Raw genomic sequence first — 24,325 nt, 5'->3', positions numbered from 1 at the left:
CATGGAGGAGATCGACTACCTGGCCGTCAACCGCGCCAACTGGGACGAACGCGTCCCCATCCACGTGGCCAGCGACTTCTACGACGTCGCCGCGTTCCGGGGAGGGGCCGGCACGATCAGGGAGTTCGAGCTGGCCGAGGTGGGCGACGTGACCGGCCGCGACCTCGTCCACCTGCAGTGCCACTTCGGCCTCGACACGCTGTCCTGGGCGCGGAGAGGGGCCCGGGTGACCGGGCTCGACTTCTCCGAGACCGCCGTGACCGAGGCCAGGGAGCTGGCCGAAGACGCGGGGATCGGGGCGCGGTTCGTCGTGGCCGACGTGTACCACGCGGCCGAGGCGCTGGGGGAGACCTACGACATCGTCTACACCGGCATCGGCGCCCTGGTCTGGCTGCCCGACCTCACCAGGTGGGCGCGCACGGTGGCGTCGCTGCTGCGGCCGGGCGGGTTCCTGTATCTGGCCGAGTTCCACCCCTTCGCCGACATCCTGGACGACGAGACCGGGACGACGGTGACTCACGACTACTTCCACCACGGCCCCCAGGTGTGGAAGTTCCCGCACACGTACACCGGCTCCGAGGTCCTGGAGAACGACACCTCGGTCCAGTTCCAGCACGGCATCGGCGAGGTGGTCAGCGCGGTGGCCGCGGCCGGGCTGCGGGTGGAGTTCCTGCGCGAGCACGACCACACGCTCTTCCGCCGCTTCGGCACGCTGCGGCCCGACGGCCCGCGGTATCGGCTGCCCGAGGGCAGTCCGGCGGTCCCGCTCATGTACTCACTGCGCGCCTCAGCGGGCAGCGGACCGTCTGTGACGGCCTGACCCGGAACCGCTCATACCAGGCAGATCACGAGGGACCTGGGCGCATTGTTCCCGAGGCAAGGCATCGTAAGATTTCCGCCGTGAAGGCTCCCGCAATCATCAAGACCGCCGCCGACTGGGCCTTGCCGTACTGGACCCGGGGGCAGGCGGGGCGCGAGACGCCGCCCGACCTGTTCAGGGTCCTCTACTACGGCTGGCTGGTGGCGCTCACGTTCAAGCTGCTCGGCTCGGCCTGGGACGTCTCGTGGCACTTCAAGTGGCTGCGCGACGACCTGGCTCCCCCTCACCTGCTCAACTCCGCCGGTACGGCCCTGGCCCTCGCGCTGACCGTGATCCACGGCTACACCGGCTACGGCGTGGACAAGGCGGCGCTGCGGCTGATCCAGTGGGGCACCGGCGTGTTCCTCGTCGCCGTGCCGCTCGACCTGATCAACCACCGGGTCAACGGCCTGGACATCACCTCGTGGAGCCCGTCCCACCTGATGCTCTACACGGGCACGTTCTTCATGATCGCGGGGGTGATCCGCGGCTGGTTCATGGGCGCCCCGCCCGGCAGGGAACGCACGGTCATGCTGGGCGCGTTCTTCGCGTTCTTCCTGGAGAACGTGCACTTCCCCGAACAGCACCAGGAATACGGCATCCTGTCGATCGGCGCCTGGGACAACGGCGCCCCCTACGCCGAAGACATCCTGCTGCGGTTCGCCGCCGACCAGATGGGCCGCCCGGTCGACCGGGTGATGATGACCGGCTTTTCCCTCCCGGTGCCGGGTTACCTGTATCCGGTGTACGCGGTGGTCGCCGGGGTGACCGTGCTGGTCGTGGCCCGGATGATGATCGGCAGGTTCGGCGCGGCGACGCTGGTGGCCGCCTCGTACGTGGGGTTCAGGACGGTGGTCTGGCCGATGCTGACGTTCACCGGCTTCCCGCCGTCCGCGGTGCCGTTCTTCCTGGTGATCGGCGGCCTCTGCGTGGACCTCGCGTTCGCCGTGCGGCTTCCCTCGCGTGGTCTGGCGCCGGTGCGCGCGGTGCTCGGGGCGGCCGCGGCGACGGCCGCCGTCTACGGTGCGCTGGTCGCGCAGAGCTCGATCATGGGTCAGGTGTACGGCACGCTGACGGGGCAGAAGGGCCTGCTCGGCGCGCCGCCCCTGGTCATGACGTCGGCCGTCTGGGCCGGGCTGGGACTGATGGCCGCCTGGCTGGCCTGCGAGTGGTTCGCGACGCGAAGTCAGCCGATGGAGGCCCGGGTGATCGCCACCGCCACGCCGTAGGCCAGCCCCATCAGGGCGACCTCGGCCGCCACCCAGCCGACCACGGCCGTGGGCTCGGCCCGGCGGATGAGCGGCATTAGCCGGAACCGGACGTGCGCGGCCAGCGGCACCACCAGCGCGGTGAGCATCAGCTTGACCACCACCAGCACCCCGTAGTGGCTGGTCACGATGGCGCCCGGCAGTTCCACGCCGGGCGTCAGCGCCATCGTGCCGAGCCCGGTGATCAGCCCTGACAGGCCGACCAGCAGCAGGCAGACGGTCGCCATCCGGGAGAAGCGCGGCAGCGCGACGGCCAGCAGCGACGGGCGCGGCGCGACGAACACCGCCGTCGCCACCAGCCCGCCCGCCCACGCCGCCGCGCCCATCACGTGCGTCTCCATCGCGATCATGATGGGGTCGTGCCAGACGGAGTTGACCGCGTGACCGGTCACCGGAATGGGCAACAGGCCGAACAACGCCACGATGATCCGCAGTTCGGCGGGCACCTTCTCGCCGAACCGCACCGCCATCAGCCCGATGCCGGCCGCCATCAGCGCGCACGCGGCGCTGAACAGCAGCCCCTGGCCGGTGCCGACGCCGTCGACGTAGGCGGCGATCATGCCGACCGTGGGCAGGCCGCCCGGGTTCAGCTCGGCCGTCTGGAACACGATCGTCAGCAGCGCGCAGACCGCCCACGCCCACGCGGCGGTGACGGTGAGCGGCCGCGTCCTGCGCAGGACCGGCTCGGTCAGCTCAGGCGCGTCGAATCCGAGCAGCTTGGGCACCAGACTCAGCCCGACGACGGCCACGGCGGCCAGGTCGAGCAGCACCCGTACGACCGGCAGCCCGTACGCCACGATCGGCCCCGGCATCGGGATGCCCGGCACCGCCTCCTGCGCGGTGAACGTGCTGGCCGCCACGGCCGCGACGATCGCGCACACCGCGAACGCCCCGACCACCCAGCGCCCGCCGGCCCGCGGCCTCGGGGGAGCGGTGATCGTCACGCGTCCGTCCTCTCGCCGCCGCGCGTGTCACCGTCGCGGTCGCCGGTCGCCACACGGCCCGCGCCCCCGCCGACGCGTGTGTCGCCATCGCGCGTCTCGCTCTCGGGCGCCGGGGTGCGGGCGCGGCGCAGGGCCACGGCGGTGCCCGCGGCCAGCACCAGCAGCGCTCCCACGATCCAGACGACGGCCATCCCCGCCCCGCCGTTCGCCGCCGCTTCGGCGGCGTCGGCTCCGGACGCGTCGGCTTGGGCCGGGGCCTGCGTCACGGCCGTGGCGTCCGCAGCGAGGTTGAAGCTGATCTTGCCCGTGACCGGATGCCCGTCGGCCGACAGGATCCGGTAGCCCACCACATAGGCCCCGCCCGCCCGCAGCGGTTTGACCTTGACCGACACCTTCTCGGCGGCGACCTCGGCCGATCCGTCGGCCCACGCCGTCCCGTCGGCCCCGGTCACGCCCACCTGCGCGTATCCCTGGCGTACCGCCTGGTCGAAGACGAGCGTGATCCGCGCGGGCGCGGCGGTCAGCGTCGCCCCGTCCTTGGGGTCGCTGCCGACCAGCACGTTGTGCGCCTGCGCCGGGAGAGCGACGCCCACCCCGGCGACCGCGAGCAGCACGATCACGAAGAGCCGCCTCACGAACACCTCCAGTTTCGCCGCCGGGCGGGCCGGTGAACCGTGCCCCACAACATGACCCCCAACTCGTCGCCGTCGGAACGCCGCCGAATGCCTCGCCCTCAGACGAGGACGCGGGAGGACCCGGCGATCGTTTCCAGAACCCGCATATCGTCTCACCATGACGAACCTGTTCGGCGGCGCCGCCCCCTACTACGCCAAGTACCGGCCCGGACACGGAGAGGCCGCCATCGACTGCCTGGCGCGGGCGTTCGGCCCCAAGAGCCGGGTGCTCGACCTCGGCTGCGGCCCCGGTACGGTGGCGATCCCGCTGGCGCCCGCCGTGCGCGAGGTGATCGCCGTGGACCCGGACACCGACATGCTGGCCGAGGGCGAGCGCGTCGCCGCCGGTACGCCGGACATCCGCTGGCTGTCCGGCGACTCCACGACGCTGGCCGCGTTGCCGCCCTTCGACGACGTCGTCATGGGCAGGTCGTTCCACTGGATGGACCGCAGAGCCGTACTGGCCGAGCTGGACCGGCTGCTGCCGCCGGACGGCGCGGTGGCCCTCATCGGGCCGTCGCGCGACCCGGGCGAGCAGCCGTGGGAGCCGGTCGTCCGGCCGGTGCGCGCCGCGTTCGCGTCGGACGAGCCGCTGGCGGCCGGCTCCTTCCAGGCCACCGGGGAGCACCCCCACGACGTGCTCGTGGACTCGCCGTTCGACCGGCTGGAGTCGAGCCTGTTCGAACAGCGGCTGAGCTGGGACCTCGATGCCGTGCTCGGGTTGCAGCTGTCGTACTCCTACACCACTCCCACCAAGCTCGGCGACCGGATGACGGAGTTCACCGACGCGGTCAGACAGGTGCTCATCGCCGACAACCCGTCGGGCGTGTGGGAGGAGCGGGCGGTCACCGAGGTGCTGATCGCCCGCCGCTCCTGAGCCGCCCGCCGGGTCGCCAGGGGACGGTCACGCCCAGATGCCCATGACCTGCCAGATCCGCCTGGTAAGCGCGTTCACCAGGCCGATCTCGGAGCACAGCTCGCGGGTCCTGCCGACCGAGTCGCGGATCTCCCGCTTGGCCGCCGGGTCACGCAGGTACACCTCGACCACCACGTCACGCGGGATGGCGAACCGCCTGATCATCGGCCCGGGCGGCGCCAGCATGATCCTGGCCATGATCCCCAGGATGATCGGCGAGGCGACACCCAGCATGAGCCGCCGGTACCGCGGCATCCTCGGCACCCGGTCGCGCAGGTAGTGCCGGGCGAACGAGATGTGCCTGGCCTCCTCCGCGATGTGGATGCGCATGATCGTCTCTTCGAGCGGGTGGTGGACCTGGTCGTCCTTGAGCACCTTGCGCTGGACGTGGTCGATCGGGTCCTCGCCGCCGAGCACGAACACGAAGAACAACTCGGTCGAGATCAGCGGGATCCAGGGGGCCACCTGCGCGAGCAGGCTGAGCGGCCCCGGCATGCCGCGCACCGGGAGCTTCGTTCGGTTGACGAACTCCTGGAACATCATCCCGTGATGTCCCTCTTCGATGGTCTCGTGGTAGACGTAGCGGAATTCGGGGGACCCGTTCGGCAGCCGGTAGGCGTAGTTGAGCAGGCCCCGTTTGAGCAGGTTCTCGAACTGCAGCCCGATCTTCATCGCCGTGGCCACCCGCCACAGCCCGATCCTGGCCCGCGTCTCGGGGGAGCGGCCGCGGTACCACGGATGGCCACCGAGCTTGTCGACCTCGGGCAGCTCCCAGCGGGGATCGGTCTGGTCGACGAGGAACTCCGGATCGTCCCAGGGGATGTCCTTGTACGGCTCCCAGTGCTTGTCGACCGACGCCTTCGAGAGGCGGGCGATGACCGCCTCGTAGGTGCTCCGGTCGTCGTTCTCCCTGGCGGCGGTAGAGCTCGGTGCGCGTGTCATCGCCTGCTCCTCTCCTCGCCCGGTAATTGTACGAAGCATCTAATAAGAGAGGAAGAGTGAGGTGGATCACAGATCGTCCGGGCTTATGCCCACCTCGGCAGCGGCCGTCCTGCGGACGAGCTGGGTGGCCCAGCGGCGCGTCACGACCCTGGGATGGACGTGGATCTGGATGGCCAGCCCGTCGTGCAGCGCGAAGATCCGCCAGGTGGACTCCTCGGGATCGGGGCAGACGAAGTCGCCCGACGCCACGCCGGCCTCGATGATCCCGCGCAGCACCACCCTGCCCCGCGTGTCGAGCCGTCGCGAGGTCTGCTCCAGCTCCTTGTTCCGCATGGACTCCGCCCACGCGTCGATCCACAGCCGCCAGCCCTCCGCCGAGCCCGCGGGGGAGGAGCGCCGCAGCAGGAAACGCAGTTTTTCGCGCGGGGGGCTCGACGAGCGCTCGATTTCGTCCAGAAGATCGAGATGGATCCGAGCGGCGTAGGCGAACGCCTGCGCGAACAGCTGATCTTTGGTCTCGAAGTGGTAGAAGAGCAGTGCCTGGCTCACGCCGGCGGCCCTGGCGATGTCGACCGTCCTGGTATGCCCGAACCCCTGCTCGGCGATGACCTCGCAGGCCGTCTTCAGTAAATCCTCGCGCCGTAATCGGCTGAAACCCCGTGTCACAGCGGGCCACTTTAACTACTAGCCCGGGGGATTTGTAGGACAAACCGGGCACCGGTGCCGGAATCTTCGACCGTGAGAGTACCACCGTGCGCTTCGGCGATCTCGCGGGCGATGGACAGCCCGAGCCCTGTGCCCCCGTCTTCGCGGTTGCGTGAGGTGTCCAGCCGGGTGAACCGGCGGAACACGATCTCGCGCTGGTCCGGCGCGATCCCCGCGCCGTCGTCCTGGACCTCCAGTACGGCCCCGCCGGGCCGCTCGTCGACGGTCACGGTGATCGTGGACTCGGCGTGCCGCTCGGCGTTGTCGAGCAGGTTCGCGAGCAGCCGGCTCAGGCGCATCCGGTCTCCGGTCACCACCACCCCCGCACGCAGGCGCCGCACCACCCGCTTGCCGGGCGCCCTGCGTACCAGCTCCTCCTCGACCAGCTCCGCCAGGTCCACGTCGACGCCGACGCCGGGCGCGCCCGCGTCGAGCTTGGCCAGCGTCAGCAGGTCGGCGACGATGGCCTGCAGCCGGTCGAGGCTCGCCAGCAGGGCCACGGAGGTCCGCGGCCAGTCGGCCTCGTCCGGATGGAGCATGGCCTCCTCGATCTGGGTGCGCATGGCGGTGATCGGGCTGCGCAGGTCGTGCGAGGCGTCGGCGGCGAACCTGCGCTCCTGCTCGACCGCGTGCTCCAGCCGGTCCAGGGTCTGGTTCACGGTCCAGGCGAGGTCGTCGAGCTCGTCCCGGTGCGGCAAGGGCGGCACTCGGCGACCCAGGTCCGTGGCGGTGATCTCGGCCAGCTCGGTCTTGATGGCCGTGACGGACCGCAGCGCCCTGGTCACCGTCATCCAGGCCACGTAGGTCGCGATCGCGGAGAGCAGCAGCACGGAGAGCAGCACGCCCAGCATGTAGAGCGGGCTGATGTACCAGGGGACGACGGGGGTGTAGGCGTAGACCATCCAGCTCGTCGCGCCGACCGGCGTCCGGTACCCCACGGTGATCAGGCAGTCCCCGTCTGGTACCCGCGAGGTGCAGACGACGGCGTCCACCCGATTGTCGTCGCCCGTGGACGTGTCTGTGGTGAGCGGTGGCTGGCCCAGCAGCTTCGGACTGGCCTGCCGCACTATGCCCTGGTCGTCGACCACCTGGATGAGGTCGACATCCTCGGTGATCACTATCGGCCTGACCTGCTCCGGCGCGGTCCGCTGGATGGCGAGCGAGACCCGGTGCGCCGCCTTGGCCGCGTGCTCGGTCTCGTGCGCGGCGACCAGGGCGTGCGCGAGCGGTGTGACGAGCACCGCGATGAGGGAGTAGCCGGCCAGCGTGGACAGCAGCGCGGCCGCCGTCAGCCTGCGCCGCACCGACCATGTGACGAACACCCCTCAGCCCTCCGTGATCGGGAGCCGCATCACGAATCGGGCGCCGCGGTCGGAGTCCTCCAGGGTCAGGGTGCCCGCGTGGGCCAGCGCGATCTCGCGGGCGATGGCCAGTCCGAGCCCGGTACCGCCGGCGTCGCGGTCGCGCGCGGCGGCCAGCCGCGTGAAGCGCTGGAACACGACCTCCCGCTGGTCGGGCGCGATGCCCGCGCCGTCGTCGAGGACTTCGAGCACGGCCAGCCCGAGGTCGCGCCGTACGGACACCACGACCTGGGACTCGGCGTGGCGCTCGGCGTTGTCCAGCAGGTTGGTGAGCAGGCGGGCCAGCTGGAGCCGGTCGCCCATGACGGTCACGCCCGGTCGCAGCGTGGTGATCACCGGCTTCGACCGTCGCCTGGCCGTCTCGGCGCCGGCCAGCTCGGCCAGGTCCACGGGCTCGCGCTCGGCGGGGGCGCCCGCGTCGAGCCTGGCCAGCGTCAGCAGGTCGCCGACGATGGCCTCAAGGCGGTCCAGGCAGCCCAGCAGCGCCACCCCGGTCCGCCGCCAGTCGGCGTCGGCGGGGTACAGCATGGCCTCCTCGATCTGGACGCGCATGGCGGTGATCGGGCTGCGCAGGTCGTGCGAGGCGTCGGCGACGAACCTGCGCTGCCGCTCGACCGCCTGCTCCAGCCGGGCGATCGGCGTGAGGGTCCTGGCCACCGCCCGCGACACCCCGAACCAGGTCAGCGCCACCAGCGCGAGCGAGTCGCCGCCCAGGAACCCCAGCACGGCCGGGTGGACGTAGCGCGGCACCATGGCCCTGGCCGCGTAGACCAGCCAGTCGCCGTCCCGCTCGTAGACGCGCAGGACGACCAGGATCTCGCACCGGCCGGGGAAGTCGGGCAGGTCGCACACGACCTGGGTACGGCCGGCGTTGTCGCGGTCGGGCGTCAGCCGGCTCATGGGCGGACGGCCGGTCAGGTTCTCCGTCGTGGACACCACGCGCCCGGCCGGGTCGACGACCTGGATCCCGTCCACCTCGCTCCTGATCCGCGCGGGCAGCTCGTCCCGCTTGACCAGGTGCACGACGCGCAAGGCGGCGGTGAGCGCCTCGTTCGTGCGGTATTCGATCGCCGTGGTGCGCACCGCGTACAGCACGAACGCGCTCACCACGACGCACAGCAGCGCCATGGCGACGCTCGCGAACAGCGTCAGCCGCGCGCGCACGGACCGCCCGAACCGTGTGACCACACCTTTCCCCCCGGCGATCAGCCGATCACACTAAGTCACCCCCATCCTAATTAACGGAGATTCGGCGACAAATCAGCATAAAACGCCGCCCGAACGGCGCTCTATGCGTGCCGCATTCGGCTGGTTAGAGTAAGTGAGCACTGATGCCAGGGAGACGATGTGAACCTTGATGAGTATCGGCGTACCGCCAGGGCCTGGCTCCTCGACAACGCCCCGTCCGGGGAGCCCCCCGAGGGCGATCCGGTCGCCAGGGCCAAGGACTTCATGGCCAGGCTCTACGACGCCGGATACTCCGGCATCACCTGGCCGGCGCGCTGGGGCGGCCAGGGGCTGACGCAGGCGGAGGAGCGCGCGTTCGCCGCCGCGGCCCGCGACTTCACGTTGCCCACGTACGTCTTCTCGATCGGCCTCGGCATGACCGGCCCGACCCTGGTCGACCGGGGCACCGACGAGCAGCGCGAACGCTTCCTCCGGCCACTGCTGCGCGGCGAGGAGATCTGGTGCCAGCTCTTCTCGGAGCCGGGCGCGGGCAGCGACGTGGCCAGCCTGCAGACCAGGGCCGTACGCGACGGCGACGGCTGGATCGTCAACGGCCAGAAGGTCTGGACCTCGGTCGCCCACCACGCCGACTGGGGGCTGCTGCTGGCCCGCACCGACGTCGAGGTGCCCAAGCACAAGGGCCTGACCATGTTCGTGGTCGACATGCGCCATCCGGGCGTGACGGTCCGGCCGCTCAAGGACATGACCGGCCGGGCCAACTTCAACGAGGTCTTCTTCGACGACGTCCCCATCCCCGACGAGCACCGCGTCGGCGAGGTCAACGACGGCTGGAGCGTCGCGGTCACGACCCTCCTGCACGAGCGGCTGTCCATCTCGGCGGGCGTCGGCATGGGCTCGGGCAAGGACGACCCCACCTCACTGGCGGCGCTGCGCCAGGTGGTCGACACCGCCGACCCGCTGGTCAGGGACGAGCTCGTCGAGCTGCACATCCGCACGCGCGCGCTCGCGCTGTTCAACCAGCGCCTGTCCCAGGAGACCAAGGCGGGGATCTTCCCCGGCGCCCGCGGCAGCGCCGCCAAGCTGCTGCTGGCCGAGCTGTACCTGTTCCAGGCGGACCTCGCGACCCGGCTCGTCGGGCCCGAGTCGGTCGTCGGCGGCCACCCGCTGGCCCACGCGATCTCCCAGGCCCCGGGCATGTCGCTGGGCGGCGGCACCAACGAGATCATGCGCAACATCATCGGCGACCGGGTGCTGAACCTGCCGCCCGAGCCCCGGGTGGACAAGACCGTGCCGTTCAAGGACCTGAAGGTGGGGACGCAGGGGTGAAGCTCGTACTCAGCCAGGAGCAGCAGGAGCTGCGCGCCGCCGTCCGTTCGTTCCTCGCCGCGGCCTCGCCGCTGCCCAAGGTCCGCGACGGCTACGACCGGGAGGTGTACGCGCGGCTCAACGGCGAGCTCGGCCTGTCCGGGCTGATCGTCCCGGAGGAGTACGGCGGCGCGGGCGCGGGCTTCGCGGAGCTGGCCGTCGCGCTGGAGGAGACGGGCGCCGCGCTGCTGCCCGGGCCCTTCCTGGCCACGGTGTTCGCCACGATCGCGCTGACCCGGGTGCCGGACAAGGAGCTGCTGACCGGCATCGCCGAAGGCCGCGTCGTGGCCACCCTCGCCCAGCCGCCGGCTGACTCCGATGTAACCGTCTCGGGCGAGCCCGGCGGTGGGGTGACCGTGCGCGGCACGCTGGCCCAGGTGCTGGGCGGCATGGAGGCCGACGTCCTCGTCGTGCCCGCGCTGACCGGCGACGGCGTGGTCATGACGGCCGTCGACCTGACCGCGCCCGGCGTCACCAGGACCGCCCTGGAGACGCTCGACCTGACCCGCGGCCAGGCCCAGATGACCTTGGACGGCGCGCCGGGCCGGGTGATCGGCCCGGCGGCGCCGGGCGTCGGCGACCGGCTCGCCGTGGCGCTGGCGGCCGAGCAGCTCGGCGTGCTGCGCGCCGCGCTGGACGCCATCGTCGCCTACGCCAAGATCAGGGTCGCCTTCGGCCGGTACATCGGCTCCTACCAGGGGGTCAAGCACAAGCTCGCCGACATGCACTGCAAGCTGGAGCAGGCCGAGTCGATCGTCCGCTTCGCCGCCTGGGCCGCCGACGAGTCGCCGGACGAGCTGCCCGCCGCCGCGGCGCTGGCCCAGGCGTACGTGGGGCGGGCCTGCTTCGAGGTGGCCCGCGACCACCTGCTGCTGTACGGCGGCATCGGCTACACCTGGGAGCACGACGCGCACCTGTTCTACAAACGGGCCAAAGCCGACGAAGTGCTGCTCGGCCCGCCGCGAATACACCGGGCCCGCCTCGCCGACCTGCTGGAGCTGTGATGGACATCAACGGCCTGCCCGGCTTCTACGCGATCGCCTCCGCCGACCCCGACCGGCTCGCGGTCATCGACGTGGACGGCTCCCGGACCACGTACGGCGAGCTGCTCGCCCAGGTCAACCAGGTGTCACACGGCCTGCGCGCCCGCGGGCTCGTCGACGGCGACGTGGTGGCCGGCGTGCTGCCGAACGGCCTCGACGCGGTGATCATGATCATGGCGACGGGGCAGATCGGCCTCTACTACGTGCCGATCAACTGGCATCTCACCGAGGCTGAGGTGGCCTACATCCTGGACGACTGCGACGCCAAGATCGTGGTCACCGCGGACGGCCACGTACCCGGGAGCGAGATCGGCACGGCCGGGCTGGCCGAGGGGCAGCCCGCGGACGCGCCCGGCGGGCGGATGGCCGGGGCCGTCATGTGGTACACCTCCGGCACCACCGGCTTCCCCAAGGGCGTGCAGCGGCGGCTGTCCGGAGCCGAGCCCGAGGCGCTCGTCCCGCTCTACGTGTGGTTCCTCGGCGAGATCGTGGACCTGGTGCCCGGCGAGGCCGTGCACCTGGTCACCTCGCCGATGTACCACTCGGCGCCGTGCGCCCACACGCAGTTCGCGCTGCACCTCGGCCACACCGTGGTGATCACGCCGCGCTTCGAGCCGGAGAACATCCTGGAGTTGGTCGAGCGGCACCAGGTGACGAACGCGATGATGGTGCCGACCATGTTCCACCGGATGCTGCAGCTGCCCGCCGAGGTCAGGGCGCGCTACGACGTGTCGAGCCTGCGCCAGGTCGTCCACACCGCCGCCGCCTGCCCGGTGGCGGTCAAGCGGGGGATCATGGAGTGGTGGGGGCCGGTGCTCTACGAGTACTACGGCTCGACCGAGTCGACGATCGCCTTCTCGGTCAAGCCGCACGACTGGCTGGAGCGGCCCGGCACGGTGGGCCGGCCGGCGCCCACGTTCGAGGCCAAGATCCTCGACGAGGCCGGGAACGAGCTGCCGCCCGGTGAGCCGGGCATGATCTACGTCAAGTCCAGCCTGGGCACGTTCGAGTACCGCAAGGACCCGGCGAAGACGGCCGCCAGCATGCGCGGCGACTGGTACACCCCCGGCGACATCGGTTACCTGGACAAGGACGGCTTCCTGTTCCTGTGCGACCGGCGCACCGACCTGATCGTGTCCGGCGGGGTCAACATCTACCCGGCCGAGATCGAGGCCGCGCTGCTGGAGCACCCCTCCGTGGCGGACGTGGCCGTCATCGGGGTGCCCGACGAGGAGTGGGGGCACAGCGTGGTCGCCCTCGTCCAGCCCGTCGCGGGCGTCACGGGCGACGCCGAGCTCACCGCCGAGCTGCTGCGGCACTGCGAACCGCGGATCGCCCGGTTCAAGCACCCGAAGGTGATCGAGTACCGGGACGCGCTGCCCCGCACGCCGACGGGGAAGCTGTCCCGGTCCAAGGTCAGGCAGGAGTTCCTGGACGCGCGGTGAAGACCAGCTCGTCGGAGTAGCGCGCCCCGTCCGGCCCGTCGCCCAGATAGAAGCGGGTCGACAGCGTACGGTCGGCCGTGTCGAACACCGTGCTCCAGATCGTGCGGAACGGCATGTCCCTGTCCGGCCCCACCTCGGCCAGGCTCTTCCGCAGGTCGTCCGGCGACATGGTGGCGCCCTTGCTCCGCTCGTACAGCGAACGCAGCCGCCCGAACGTCTGGAGGCTGGCCTCGGTGTCCGGGGGCAGGTTCATCGGGTCGGGGTTGAGGTGCAGCAGGTGGTTGGTGACGCAGAGCGGCGCGTCGCCGAACTCGATGATGTGCTCCTTGCCGTCCGTGCCCCGCTCCCACACGAACGCCCCGCCGTGCGCGTCGGCGACGAGGTAGTGCAGCGGCGCGCCGTGGTCGTACTGCTTCGCGCCGAGCAGCGCCTGCTTGGCCTGCTCCACGTTCTCGCAGGTGTCGACGACGAACCTGGGCAGTTGCACGCTGTTCAGCCCGACCTGCGGCAGGGGGTTCTGCGGTGGCGCGGCGGTGACGATGTCGGCGATGAGCAGCATGACGACCAGGCCGGCCTCGTTGACGCCGTCCATGCAGCCGTCGAGCTCGTTCATCGTGATGACGGTCGAGGCCAGGCCGGTGTCGGGCACCGTGGTGATCACGTACGGCCTGGCCGCCATCGGCAGCTCGCCCGGCCGCGGCGCCTGGCCCATGATCTCGCTGATCGTCGCGGTGAAGAAGTCGTAGTTGCGGCCCACCCTGCCGTGGCCGTCGGTGCTCGCGGACGGCGGGCACCACAGCGCCGAGCAGCCCGAGCCCGCGGGCGCGTAGCTCAGCCCGTCGAGGGCCAGGTCGTCCTGGTCGGGGTCGAGGCCGAGCGCCGCGGCGGCGCCGTCCATGCGGGCGTGGTGCTGCGGCCAGTGCCGCTCGAACCAGGTCCGGCGGGCCCTGTTGACGGCGGGGTCGAGGGGCCTCGGCGCCCAGCCGAGCTGGCGGGCCTCTTCGGTGAGCGCCCGGCCGATCTCGGCCTGGCTGCCGTGGAGGGTCAGGTGCCGGACGAGCTGGAAGTCGTCCCGGCCGCCGGCGATCTGCGTCATGTTCTTCATGTTCGCCAGGCTGCCGCCGGCCGCTGACCGTTCTCCTACCGTCCGCTGACCATCCCCGGTCAGCGAGGGCCGCGTACGGCGCGGCGGTAGCGCTCCGACAGCCGCAGGACGTGCTCGGCCAGCTCAGGCGGGTCGAGCACCTCGAAGTCCACGCCGATGAACCCGATCCACACGGCCATCCCGTGCAGGTCGTCGCCGCCCAGCCTGGTCAGGCAGGTGGCCTCGTCGACCGGCTCGATCTCCAGCCCCAGCGGCAGCCGGCGCATCGCCTCAGCCGGACTGTGCAGCAGCACCGTCGCGTGGTAGCGCCACATCGCCGTGTTCACGCCCTTCTCCACGTACGCGGCCACGTCACCGTCGCCCGGCAGCTCGCGGGGCGTGAACCGCGGCCCGGTGGCCGGTACGCGCGGAACGACGCGGTCCACCCGGAACGTCCGCCAGTCCTGCCGCTCGATGTCGTAGCCGACCAGATACCAGCGGCCGCGCCGGTGCGCGAGCCGGTGCGGCTCGACCTCGCGCAGGGCCGAGGAGCCGTCGTGGCCGGTGTAGTCGAAGCGGAGCCGTTCGTGGTCGCGGGCCGCGTTGGCGATCGTGGTCAGCACCTCGGGCGGCACAGACGGGCCGCCGCCGGGGATCTGGACCGTGTAGGTGTTCAGGGCGTTGACCCGGCGGCGCAGCCGCGACGGCAGCACCTGCTCCAGCTTGGCCAGGGCGCGCACGGAGGTCTCCTCGATGCCCTGGACGCCGCCGCCCGCCGCCCGGCCGAGCCCGACGGCCACCGCCACGGCCTCCTCGTCGTCGAGCAGCAGCGGCGGCAGCGCGGCCCCCGCGCCGAGCCGGTAGCCGCCCGCGACGCCCGGTGTGGCGTGCACCGGGTAGCCGAGGCTGCGCAGCCGCTCGATGTCGTTGCGGATCGTCCTGGTCGAGACCCCGAGCCGGGCGGACAACTCGGGCCCCGACCACTCCTTGTGCGCCTGGAGCATGGAGAGCAGCTTGAGCAGGCGGGCCGAGGTGTCCAACATGCCTGCCAGTCTGCCCGCTATCGCGGAAAGTTTCGTTCCGCATTGAGGACGATCTCGCCGCGCGTCGGCGGTGCGCTCCAGCGGAACCTACTCGGCGGTGACCAGCAGCACCGCCTTGCCGACCAGTTCCCTGGACGCCAGCGCGGCGTGCGCCTCGGCCGCCCGCTCCAGCGGCACGGCCAGGCCGATCACCGTGGCGAGCCGGCCCGCCGCCGTCTCGGCCATCGCCCGCTCGGCCAGCCGCCTGAAGTGCTCGGGCGTGAACTGGACCTGCTCCATGCCGACCAGGCGGACGTCCCGCGCCTCGGCCTCGCCCGGATCCACCTGGGCGGTGGAGCCGCTCGGTACGCCGTACGCGAAGAACGTCCCGCCACGCACCACCAGGTGGAACGCCGCGCTCCCGACCTGGCCACCTACACCGTCGAACACGACGTCGAAGCCGCCTGTGAGCTCGTCATAACCGAGCGTCGTGGTCGCCCCGAAACGTACCGCCGCCTCGCGCTTGGCCGGGTCGTTGGCCGCGGCCGTGACCTCGGCGCCCGCCGCGGCGGCCAGGCGTACCAGAGGCAGGCCCAGCGCCCCGCCCGCGCCCGTGACCAGCACCCGGGCACCCGGCTTGAGCTCGGCGGCGTCGATCAGGCTGAGCGCCGCCGGACCCACCTGGATCAGCGCGCCCGCCGCGCGCCGGCCCACCCCGTCGGGCACCGCGACCAGCGTGTCCACCTCGGCCACCGCCCGCTCGGCGTACCCGCCGGAGGGGAGGAGCGCGGCCACCCGCTTCCCCGTCCACGCCGGATCGACTCCCTCGCCGACGGACAACACCCGCCCGGCCACCCCCGTGCCGGGCACGAACGGCGGCTGGAGCGGGAACCACTCCTTGCCCCATCCCGCCCGCAACTGCGCGTCGATGGACATCACATCCACGACCGAGACGCCGATCACCACCTGCCCCGGACCCGCCACCGGATCCGGGGCCTCCTTGACCGCCAGCACCTCGGGACCGCCGAAACCTGTCACCTCGACAACGTTCATGGCGCCGAGTCTGCTAGCTCAACCTCGGTTGAGGTCAACCGAACAGCTTCTGCGCCTGCTGGATCACCGTCAGCACGGTGAGCGTGCCGAAGAAGGCGATGGACCAGACGAGCGCGCCCAGCCGATACGACCTGACCTTGATGGCCGCCGGCAGCGACCCGCGGTTCAGCACGATCAGCAGGATCGAGTAGACGAACATCATCACCGCCGCGAAGCTGGCCGAGAACACCAGCAGGATCAGCGGCTGGTCGAACCCGAGCAGCAGGATCGTGATGCCGATCAGGACCATCGCCCACACCACGATGAAGTACACGCGGTTCACGGACACGGCCCTGTCCCGCAGGTAGACGGTCTTGATCGTGTCGGAGGCGAGCCGGGAGGTGTAGTCGACGATGCCCATGGCCGAGGCGAACAGCGACAGCGCCCCGATCACCCAGAACAGCACGCCGAACCACGGTCCGATCTCCGCGTTCAGCGCCTCCCCCTCGACCTTCAGGAACCCGATGCTGTTGGCCAGCCCCGGCTTACCGAACACCGTGGAGTAGGCGAGCATCGACATCAGCGCGATCGTCAGGAACGACACCAGCGCGAACGTCGACAACTGCTCGACGTTCGCGAAGCGCCACCACTGCCGCCACCGGGCCAGGTTCTCCTTGGTCGGCGCGAACTGGAAGCCGGTCGACGCGGCCGCCTCCTCGTGGCCGGTGACCGGGCTGACCAGACGCGGGACGTACAGGCCCATGCCGAAGCCCTTGTCGCGGATCCAGTTGCTCTGGCACAGGTTCTGGCCGCCACCCGCGCCCGCGTAGGCGATCGCGCCCATCAGCAGCGCGAACTCCAGCGGCGGCACCGGGAACCGCGCGTCGACGGTCAGGCCCTTGCCCAGCGCGACCCAGCTCTCGGCGTTGATGGCGAACAGGATCGCGACCACCGCGAGCGTCAGGACCAGGGCGATCTTCACGAAGATCACCCGTTCCAGCAGGACGTAGATGACGGGCGCCATCGTGAGCCCGATCGCGATCAGCAGCAGCATGCCGATCGCGATCCAGCGCACGCTGCCCTCGCCCGTGCCGGTCAGGTAGGTCATCATCGTGGCCGACGTGGTCACCCAGCCGGGCCACAGGTTCGAGCCGAGCGTCATCAGGACGAAGACGAGGCCCCAGTGCTTCCACATCCTGCTGAAACCGGTCAGGGCGGTCTCGCCGGTGGCCAGCGTGTAGCGCTCGATCTCCATGTTGAGGAACCACTGGGTGATGATGCCGATCGCGGCGCCCCAGACGAACACCAGGCCGACCTGGGAGGCGATGTACGGCCAGAGGATGAACTCGCCGGACGCCAGCCCGACCCCCGCGCCGACCAGGCCGGGGCCGATGATGCGCCAGGTTGATCGGGGAGGGTCCGGCAGATCGCGGACGGTGACGGACGGGAGGACTCGTGTGGGAACGGTCGGTGTGAACTCCGCCATGTCGATCTCCTTGCGTCGACGCGCGTAAGCATCACATTACATAGATCTGTAACGTTGGTGGAATAGTCGGTCAATCCTTCTCCAGCACGTATTCCCCGTCCTCGGTGAATCCCGTGACCCGCGCGCCCGACCCCATCAGCCCGCCGAGCACCTCCCGCACCGCCAGCCGCCACGCACGGGCCGCCCCCGGGTCCTCACGGCGCAGCGTCTCGATGTCGTACGGCGTCCCGACCAGCACCACCGGCCCGTCCGCAGAGCCGATCACCGGCCGCGGCCCGCTCACTTCCACCCCCCGCGTGTACGGCCCGGCGGACGGCTCCGGCGGCGGCTCCGTCAGCCGCCAGACCGCGAGCAGCCGGTCGGACGCGTCGCCCTCGTTGATCGCGTCGGCCATGACGCCGTAGAAGTCCTCCAGGTAGCGCTCCGGCCGGGCGCCCAGTTTGGTCAGGTTGAACCGGGCGTTCCTGCGTACGAGCGGGTCGAACGTCCAGGTGATCCTGGCCAGCCCGCGCTCCACGCACCAGGCCCGCTGGTGCAGCTTGAGCGCGTAGCCGATGCCGCGCCCGATCGCCGCCCCCGTCACGTGCGAGTGCAGCGTCCGGTCTGCCGCGAGGAAGCCCACCGAGGCCCCGACCAGCCTGTCGCCCTCGTACGCCCCGGCCACGTAACCGCCCGTGTGCGCGAAGCCGATCATCAGCTCCACCGGCACGGGCGCGTTGCGCGGGTCAGGGTGCCAGATGTCGTCGTACAGCCGGTAGACGTCCTGGAACTCGTGGATGTCACGCAGCTCACGGATCGTCACACCGGTCTTCTCGGCCGCCTCACGGGCGGCGGCCGCTTCCGCACTCGTCATTGCGTCTACCTACCCGCCACCTGTCGGACCAGCCGTTCCGTGAGGAACCGGTGCACGTTGCCGCCGATGATCTTCGTGACGTCCGCCTCCGGCAGGCCGCGCTTGAGCAGGCCCTCGGTGACCATGGGCAACCCCGCCGGACCCTCCAGACCGGGGATCGCGGACTTCGGGTCGAGGCCCTCGATGAGGTCGCTCTCGCAGCAGGGCGGCGTCAGCTCGTCCATGACCTCGCGGATGAAGTCGGGGCCGAGCCCGACGTGGTCGATCCCGGCTACGTCCGCCACGTGCTCGATGTGGTCGAGCAGCCGGTCGAGCGAGATGTCGGCCGCGCGGTCGGTGAGGAACGGCGCGAAGAAGTTCACGCACACCACGCCGCCGGTCGCCGCCACGCCGCGCAACTGGTCGTCGGTGAGGTTGCGGTGATGGTCGCGCAGCGCGCGGGCCGCGGAGTGGGTCGCCATGACCGGCTTCGCGGCCAGTTCCAGCACGTGCGCGACGCCCGGCGCGCCCAGGTGGGAGATGTCGAAGACGATGCCGAGCCGTTCCATCTCCCGCAGGGCCGCGACGCCGTGCGAGGTCAGGCCGCCGCCGGTGGCGTCCTCGCCGCTGCCGTCGGCCAGCGGCGTGCGCCCCCAGTGCGCGATCGAGGCCACCCGCACGCCCAGCCGGTGGACGGTCGAGATCAGCTCCACGCTCGCGTCGAGCCCCGGCATGCTCTCCAGCGCGATGAGCAGCGCGATCACGCCGTCGCCGAGAGCCCGGTCGATGTCGCCGCCGTCGAGGCAGATCCGCACCCGGTCCGCGTTGCCCTCCGCGAGCACGTGCGCGCACTCGATCATGCGCAGGGTCTGCCGCAGGGCGCCCTCGGGGCGGTACTGGTCGTCGATGAAGACCGGCAGCACCTGGAGGTTCACGCCGCCCGCGGTGAGCTGGGGCAGCCACCGCTCACGGAAGAACGAGGCCCACAGCGCGGGCGGCCGGGCGGAGACCGCCATCAGCAAGTCGTTGTGGGTGTCGGCCACGACAGCACGCTCATGCAGGGGGAACGTCATGCTTGGGACCGTATCGCGGCTCTACGAGGAGCCGGCCGGACGGTAGGCGGTGCGCGGTGGCCGGGCCGTCAACCGGCGGTAGAGCGTCGTGGGGCCGGGCCAGTTGTTCGTGACGCGGCCGTCCGCCGTCTTGTACCAGCTCCGGCAGCCGTTGCCCCACACCATTCGCGCCATCGCCGCGTCGAGCTGCCTGCTCCACGCCGCCATCGCCGCGGGCCGCACTTCGATCGGCCCCTGCTCCGACAGGTACGGCAGGCAGGACATGATGTGGTTCACCTGGCATTCGATCATGAAGATGATCGAGTTGTGGCCCAGGTTGGTGTTCGGCCCGTACAGCAGGAACAGGTTCGGGAAGTCCGGCACCGAGATGCCCAGGTAGGCCTCCGCCCCGCCCTTCCACCGCTCCCGCAGCGACTGGCCGCTCCGCCCCGTGACCTCCATCGGCGCGAGGAACTCGGTGCTCCTGAACCCGGTGGCGTAGACGATCGTGTCGACCTCGTACGGTCCCTCGGTGGTCTCGATGCCCTTCGGCGTGATCCGGACGATCGGGTCCGTCACCACGTCCACGTTCGGCCTGGTCAGGGCGGGATAGAAGGCGCTGTCGATGACGACCCGCTTGCAGCCCGGCGGGTAGCCGGGGGTGAGCTTGGCGCGCAACGCCGGGTCGGGGACCTGGTTCCGCAGGTGGTCGAGAGCGCGCTTCTTGAGCAGGCCGACGCTCCAGCCCTGTGCCAGGGCGGGGTAGAGGGTGCCTTCGGCGTACCGGTAGATCCACTCGCGGTAGGCGCGCTGGAGGCCGGGGACGAAGTGGAAGGCGAGCCTGGTCAGGGGGCCGAAGGTGGCGTCGGGCTTGGGGATCACCCAGTTGGGGGTGCGCTGGAACACCGTCAGGTGCTCGGCCTCGGCGGCGACGCGCGGGATGAGCTGGGCGGCCGACGAGCCGTTGCCGATCACCGCGACCCGCCTGCCGGTGAGATCGTGGTCGTGGTTCCAGCGGGCGGAGTGGAAGGACGTGCCCGCGAAATCCTCCATTCCCGAAATGTCGGGTAGGCGGGGGCGGTTGAGCTGGCCGACGCTCATGACGACGAGGTCGAAGGTCTCGGTGGCGCCGGCCGTGCTGACCTGCCAGTGGGAGCCGTCGAAGACGGCCCGCTCGACCTCGCTGCTGAAGCGGATTTTTCTCCTGACACCGTATTTATCAGCGCAATGCGTTAAATAGGCGAGAATTTCGGGTTGTTCCGGGTAGCGGCGGGTCCAGCTCGCGTACTTCTCGAATGAGTAGGAGTAGAGGTGCGACGGGATGTCGCAGCCCGCGCCCGGGTAGCTGTTGTCGCGCCAGGTGCCGCCCAGGTCGGCCGCCTTCTCGAAGACGGTGTAGGAGCGGATCCCGGCCCGTTCGAGCTGGATCGCCATGCACAAGCCGCCGAAACCCGCTCCGATGATCGCGACCCTGGGTGCCATGGCGTCCTCCGCGTGTCAGGATCCACTTACGGTACGCCGAACCTCGTTCGGACAACACCCTTCGCCGCTCACGTACCCGGGCCGCGCGGCCGGTAGTCTGCGCAGGTGGCTGGAGCAATGCTGGCGGATGTGATCGTGGAGCTCGAGGCGGCCTACCCGCCCGCCCGGGCCGAATCCTGGGACGCGGTGGGCCTGGTCTGCGGAGACCCGGAGCAGGAGGTGCGGCGGGTACTGTTCGCGGTCGACCCGGTGGCGGCCGTCGCCGAGGAGGCCGTCGAGTGGGGCGCCGACCTGATCGTCACCCACCATCCCCTTTACCTGCGCGGCACCACCACCGTCGCCGCGACCACACCCAAGGGCCGCCTCCTTCATAAGCTGATAAAGAACGACATCGCCCTCTATACGGCCCACACCAATGCCGACGTGGCGAACCCCGGCGTCTCCGACGCCCTGGCCCGCGCCGTCGGCCTGACCGGCGAGCTGGTGCCGCTGCGCCCGTTCCCCGACGACCCGGGGCGCGGGCTCGGCCGCATCGGCGACCTGCCGTCGGAGATGACGCTGGGGGAGTTCGCCGAGCGGGCCGTCGCCGGACTGCCGGAGACCGCGCACGGCATCCGCGTGGCGGGCGCGCTGTCCCGCCGCGTCGCGCGCGTGGCCGTCAGCGGGGGAGCGGGCGACTCCCTCCTCGGTACGGCGCGCGCCGCGGGGGTGGACGTGTTCCTCACCGCGGACCTGAGACACCATCCGGCCAGCGAGTTCGTCGAGCAGGGCGGGCCGGCGCTGATCGACGCCGCGCATTGGGCCACCGAGTGGCCATGGCTCGACAGCGCCGCGTCCATCCTGGGTTCGAGTGGCGTTACCGTTGAGACGCGCGTCTCCGCCACGGTCACCGATGCTTGGACAAGAGGATATTGATCATGAAAGCAGCCCCTGAGGCCCAGAAGCGACTGCTCGACCTGGCTGACCTGGACTCCGTGGTCGACCGGCTGGCGCACCGTCGCCGTACCCTGCCTGAGCTGGTGGAGATCGACGAACAGTCGAAGCGATACGCCAAGCTCGTCACCGACGTGATCGAGGCCGAGACCCAGGCCGGCGACCTGGCCCGCGACCAGGCCAAGGCCGAGAACGACGTCGAAGCCGTCCGCAGCCGCGCCGACCGCGACCAGAAGCGGCTGGATTCCGGCGCGGTCAGCTCGCCGAGGGACCTGGCGAGCCTCCAGTCCGAGATCGCCTCTCTGCAGAAGCGCCAGGGCGACCTCGAAGAGGTCGTTCTGGAGATCATGGAACGCCGCGAGGCGGCCGACACCAAGGTCGTCGACCTGGTCGCGCAGCGCGACGAGATCGCCGCCACCCGCGCCGCCGCCGAGGACCGCCGCGACGCCCTGCTCGCCGAGATCGACAAGGAGGCGGGCGAGGTCCAGGCCCAACGCGCCGCCGTCGTCGGCGACATCCCGGCCGACCTGCTCACGCTCTACACCAAGCTCAAGGATCAGTACTCCGTCGGCGCCGCCATGCTCAGGGGCGGCCGGTGCCAGGGCTGCAAGGTGGCCCTGTCGATCGCCGAGATGAACCGCATCAAGGCCGCGCCGCACGACGAGGTGCTGCGTTGCGAGGAATGCCGCCGCATTCTCGTACGTACTCCCGAGTCGGGCCTGTGACCTCCTACATCGTCGAAGCGGACGGCGGCTCGCGCGGCAACCCCGGGCCCGCCGGCTACGGCGCCGTGGTCATGGACGCCGCCGACCGCCAGGTGCTGGCGGAGGCGGCGGAGGCGATCGGCGTCACGACCAACAACGTCGCCGAGTACCGCGGGTTGATCGCCGGGCTGACGGCGGTGCTCGACCTGGGGGGCGAGGGGGCCCCGGTGGCGGTACGCATGGACTCCAAACTGGTCATCGAGCAGATGGCCGGCCGCTGGAAGATCAAGAACGAGGGCCTGCGCCCGCTCGCCCTGGAGGCCGGCAAACTGGCCAGGCGGCTGCGGGTGACGGAGTGGACCTGGATCCCGCGCGAACAGAACCGGCACGCGGACCGGCTGGCCAACGAGGCGATGGACGCCGCCGCCAAGGGGCTGGCGTGGCGGGCGGGCGGCACGGCCGTACAGGCTGAGCCCCGCACCTCCCCGCGATCCACCTCGAACGGCTCGGCAACCGCGACCGGCTCGGGAACCGCTCCCGGGTCGGGGACCGCTACCGGCTCGGGAACCGCGACCGATCTGTCGGCCCCGTCCGCTTCGCTGGCCACCGCCCAGCAGCGGAGCCAGCCGAGCAGCGGGACCGGGTGGAGCCCGCCGGCCCGAGTCGCGACGTCCCTGCTCCTGCTGCGCCACGGCGAGACCCCGCTGTCCGTCGAACGCCGCTTCTCCGGCCTCGGCGACGCCGAACTCACCGCCAACGGCCTGGCGCAGGCGGCCGCGGCCGCCGAGCGCCTGTCCCGCGACCCGTACCGCCTGGATGTGATCGTCAGCTCCCCCCTCAAGCGCGCCAGGCAGACCGCGGAGGCGGTCGCCCAGCGCACGGGGCTCGGCGTGGAAGTGGACGACGACCTCAGAGAGGCCGATTTCGGCGCCTGGGAAGGCCACACGTTCACGGAGGTCCAGCGCGGCTGGCCCGCCGAACTGGCCGCCTGGCTCGCCGACCCCAACACCGCACCGCCCGGCGGCGAGAGCTTCGAGGCCGTGGCCCAGCGCATCCAGCGAGCGCAGGAGCGCCTGGTCGAGCGGTATGAAGGCCGGACGGTGCTCATCGTGTCGCACGTGACGCCCATCAAGACGCTGCTGCGGTTCGCGCTGATGGCGCCTCCGGTGACGTTGTACCGCATGCACCTGGATCTGGCGTGCCTGTCGCTGGTCGAGCACTACGCCGACGGCCAGGCCGTGGTGAAGTCCTTCAACGACACCTCCCACCTACGCTGACCTCCTGCACCTGTCGACCGGCTGATGATCTCCGCAGGTTTGATAACCTTCACATCAGACGAGCCGGCCGGGCGGCCGCGTCGGGCCTTCGCGGGCCCGCCGAGGAAGGTCCGGGCTCCACAGGGCAGGGTGGTCGGTAACGCCGACCCGGGGCGACCCGCGGGACAGTGCCACAGAAAGCAAACCGCCTCCCGACCTTTCGGGGGGTAAGGGTGAAACGGTGGTGTAAGAGACCACCAGCGCCCACGGCGACGTGGGCGGCTAGGTAAACCCCACCCGGAGCAAGGTCAAGAAGGGACGCTCTCCGGAGCGTCCCGCGCGCGACGTTCGAGGGCTGCCCGCCCGAGCCGCGCGGGTAGACCGCTTGAGGCCGCCGGCAACGACGGCCCTAGATGGATGGTCGCCCCTTCGTGCGAACGAAGGACAGAACCCGGCCTACAGGCCGGCTCGTCTTACACAGCCCTCTGACCAGGGGCTTGGGTTCTTTTCTCGTTGTGAGATGCGGCGGAGGCGTCCCACCTCACCCCGAGCGAGACGAAGCGGGCCAGCTACCGGCCGCCGTGTGACCCTCTCTTCCGACCCGCGCCCCGAACGGACTGGTGCTCTGTCGAAGACAGGCGGTCATCCGGGTCGTCCCGGAGGCCCCACCGGGTGCGGCCGTGTCGTCGTGTGGCGCGCGTTCCATCTTCCGTACGTCGGGGACGGTGAGGA

Annotated in this window: 22 protein-coding genes and 1 other RNA gene; 10 read left to right on the top strand and 13 right to left on the bottom strand. The window is 71.0% G+C overall.

Annotated elements, in window-relative coordinates:
• The first annotated feature begins 1 nt into the window (after window position 1).
• Window positions 2–820: a class I SAM-dependent methyltransferase gene (locus ACGFNP_RS24450; protein WP_358315059.1), complete on the top strand. Its 819-nt coding sequence runs from the start codon at window positions 2–4 to the stop codon at window positions 818–820.
• Between the two features lie 80 nt (window positions 821–900).
• Entirely contained in the window at window positions 901–2,088 is a 1,188-nt protein-coding gene (locus ACGFNP_RS24445; protein WP_358315056.1) for a hypothetical protein, read from the top strand.
• On the opposite strand, the gene ACGFNP_RS24440 is transcribed toward ACGFNP_RS24445, so the two are convergent.
• Together ACGFNP_RS24440 and ACGFNP_RS24435 are read right to left on the bottom strand one after the other, a co-directional pair.
• Window positions 2,046–3,071, bottom strand: coding sequence for a CopD family protein (locus ACGFNP_RS24440; protein ID WP_358315007.1), 1,026 nt, complete (start codon window positions 3,069–3,071; stop codon window positions 2,046–2,048). The two genes, ACGFNP_RS24445 and ACGFNP_RS24440, sit on opposite strands and share 43 nt — an antisense overlap.
• The gene (locus ACGFNP_RS24435; protein WP_358315004.1) at window positions 3,068–3,706 is read right to left on the bottom strand and encodes a copper resistance CopC family protein; all 639 of its coding nucleotides are present in this window, start codon (window positions 3,704–3,706) and stop codon (window positions 3,068–3,070) included. The genes ACGFNP_RS24440 and ACGFNP_RS24435 overlap by 4 nt, the downstream gene beginning before the upstream one ends.
• 157 nt (window positions 3,707–3,863) lie before the next feature.
• Here ACGFNP_RS24435 and ACGFNP_RS24430 point away from each other — a divergent pair, with 157 nt between their 5' ends.
• The gene (locus ACGFNP_RS24430; RefSeq protein ID WP_358314952.1) at window positions 3,864–4,622 is read left to right on the top strand and encodes a class I SAM-dependent methyltransferase; all 759 of its coding nucleotides are present in this window, start codon (window positions 3,864–3,866) and stop codon (window positions 4,620–4,622) included.
• 27 nt (window positions 4,623–4,649) lie between these two features.
• On the opposite strand, the gene ACGFNP_RS24425 is transcribed toward ACGFNP_RS24430, so the two are convergent.
• From ACGFNP_RS24425 to ACGFNP_RS24410, 4 genes are all read right to left on the bottom strand, one after another.
• Complete coding sequence (locus ACGFNP_RS24425; protein WP_358314949.1) at window positions 4,650–5,603, bottom strand: diiron oxygenase; 954 nt, start codon at window positions 5,601–5,603, stop codon at window positions 4,650–4,652.
• Between the two features lie 66 nt (window positions 5,604–5,669).
• Window positions 5,670–6,269 carry a TetR/AcrR family transcriptional regulator gene (locus ACGFNP_RS24420; RefSeq protein ID WP_358314947.1) on the bottom strand — a complete coding sequence of 200 codons (600 nt, stop codon included), beginning with the start codon at window positions 6,267–6,269 and terminating at the stop codon, window positions 5,670–5,672.
• Between the two features lie 11 nt (window positions 6,270–6,280).
• Window positions 6,281–7,630 carry a sensor histidine kinase gene (locus tag ACGFNP_RS24415; protein ID WP_393322323.1) on the bottom strand — a complete coding sequence of 450 codons (1,350 nt, stop codon included), beginning with the start codon at window positions 7,628–7,630 and terminating at the stop codon, window positions 6,281–6,283.
• Between the two features lie 3 nt (window positions 7,631–7,633).
• Window positions 7,634–8,857 (bottom strand): HAMP domain-containing sensor histidine kinase, encoded by a 1,224-nt coding sequence (locus ACGFNP_RS24410; RefSeq protein WP_358314941.1) that lies wholly within the window; start codon window positions 8,855–8,857, stop codon window positions 7,634–7,636.
• 159 nt (window positions 8,858–9,016) lie between these two features.
• On the opposite strand from ACGFNP_RS24410, the gene ACGFNP_RS24405 reads away from it, so the two are divergent.
• Genes ACGFNP_RS24405 through ACGFNP_RS24395 form a run of 3 tightly spaced genes read left to right on the top strand, consistent with a single transcriptional unit; the run spans window position 9,017 to window position 12,710 of the window.
• The gene (locus ACGFNP_RS24405) at window positions 9,017–10,183 is read left to right on the top strand and encodes an acyl-CoA dehydrogenase family protein (protein WP_393322319.1); all 1,167 of its coding nucleotides are present in this window, start codon (window positions 9,017–9,019) and stop codon (window positions 10,181–10,183) included.
• On the top strand, window positions 10,180–11,226 hold the full coding sequence (locus tag ACGFNP_RS24400) for an acyl-CoA dehydrogenase family protein (protein ID WP_393322316.1): 1,047 nt from the start codon (window positions 10,180–10,182) through the stop codon (window positions 11,224–11,226). The genes ACGFNP_RS24405 and ACGFNP_RS24400 overlap by 4 nt, the downstream gene beginning before the upstream one ends.
• Window positions 11,226–12,710, top strand: a complete 1,485-nt coding sequence (locus ACGFNP_RS24395; RefSeq protein ID WP_393322313.1) for an AMP-binding protein — start codon at window positions 11,226–11,228, stop codon at window positions 12,708–12,710. The genes ACGFNP_RS24400 and ACGFNP_RS24395 overlap by 1 nt, the downstream gene beginning before the upstream one ends.
• Here ACGFNP_RS24395 and ACGFNP_RS24390 read toward each other — a convergent pair.
• From ACGFNP_RS24390 to ACGFNP_RS24360, 7 genes are all read right to left on the bottom strand, one after another.
• Window positions 12,682–13,815, bottom strand: a complete 1,134-nt coding sequence (locus tag ACGFNP_RS24390) for a C45 family autoproteolytic acyltransferase/hydolase (protein ID WP_393322310.1) — start codon at window positions 13,813–13,815, stop codon at window positions 12,682–12,684. The two genes, ACGFNP_RS24395 and ACGFNP_RS24390, sit on opposite strands and share 29 nt — an antisense overlap.
• Window positions 13,816–13,874: 59 nt before the next feature.
• On the bottom strand, window positions 13,875–14,837 hold the full coding sequence (locus tag ACGFNP_RS24385; RefSeq protein ID WP_393322307.1) for a helix-turn-helix transcriptional regulator: 963 nt from the start codon (window positions 14,835–14,837) through the stop codon (window positions 13,875–13,877).
• An 87-nt stretch (window positions 14,838–14,924) separates the two neighbouring features.
• Entirely contained in the window at window positions 14,925–15,869 is a 945-nt protein-coding gene (locus tag ACGFNP_RS24380) for a zinc-binding dehydrogenase (protein WP_393322304.1), read from the bottom strand.
• A 34-nt stretch (window positions 15,870–15,903) separates the two neighbouring features.
• The gene (locus ACGFNP_RS24375) at window positions 15,904–17,334 is read right to left on the bottom strand and encodes an Nramp family divalent metal transporter (RefSeq protein WP_393322301.1); all 1,431 of its coding nucleotides are present in this window, start codon (window positions 17,332–17,334) and stop codon (window positions 15,904–15,906) included.
• A 70-nt stretch (window positions 17,335–17,404) separates the two neighbouring features.
• Complete coding sequence (locus tag ACGFNP_RS24370; protein WP_393322298.1) at window positions 17,405–18,187, bottom strand: GNAT family N-acetyltransferase; 783 nt, start codon at window positions 18,185–18,187, stop codon at window positions 17,405–17,407.
• A gap of 5 nt (window positions 18,188–18,192) precedes the next feature.
• Window positions 18,193–19,239, bottom strand: coding sequence for a dipeptidase (locus ACGFNP_RS24365; RefSeq protein ID WP_393322295.1), 1,047 nt, complete (start codon window positions 19,237–19,239; stop codon window positions 18,193–18,195).
• 21 nt (window positions 19,240–19,260) lie between these two features.
• The gene (locus ACGFNP_RS24360) at window positions 19,261–20,700 is read right to left on the bottom strand and encodes a flavin-containing monooxygenase (protein ID WP_393322292.1); all 1,440 of its coding nucleotides are present in this window, start codon (window positions 20,698–20,700) and stop codon (window positions 19,261–19,263) included.
• Between the two features lie 117 nt (window positions 20,701–20,817).
• Between ACGFNP_RS24360 and ACGFNP_RS24355 the strand changes: the two genes are divergently transcribed.
• From ACGFNP_RS24355 to rnpB, 4 genes are all read left to right on the top strand, one after another.
• On the top strand, window positions 20,818–21,615 hold the full coding sequence (locus tag ACGFNP_RS24355) for a Nif3-like dinuclear metal center hexameric protein (RefSeq protein WP_393323649.1): 798 nt from the start codon (window positions 20,818–20,820) through the stop codon (window positions 21,613–21,615).
• A gap of 2 nt (window positions 21,616–21,617) precedes the next feature.
• A complete protein-coding gene (locus ACGFNP_RS24350; protein ID WP_393322289.1) occupies window positions 21,618–22,358 on the top strand; it encodes a zinc ribbon domain-containing protein in 741 nt (246 codons plus the stop codon).
• The gene (locus ACGFNP_RS24345) at window positions 22,355–23,614 is read left to right on the top strand and encodes a bifunctional RNase H/acid phosphatase (protein ID WP_393322286.1); all 1,260 of its coding nucleotides are present in this window, start codon (window positions 22,355–22,357) and stop codon (window positions 23,612–23,614) included. The genes ACGFNP_RS24350 and ACGFNP_RS24345 overlap by 4 nt, the downstream gene beginning before the upstream one ends.
• A gap of 59 nt (window positions 23,615–23,673) precedes the next feature.
• Window positions 23,674–24,068, top strand: an RNA gene (gene rnpB, locus ACGFNP_RS24340) — RNase P RNA component class A.
• The last annotated feature ends 257 nt before the right edge of the window (window positions 24,069–24,325 follow it).

It is taken from the genome of Nonomuraea sp. NPDC049269, from assembly GCF_043197155.1.
GTDB lineage: Bacteria > Actinomycetota > Actinomycetes > Streptosporangiales > Streptosporangiaceae > Nonomuraea.
Note: the sequence above shows the minus strand (reverse complement) of the source record. Positions and strands in the feature narration are given on the sequence as shown.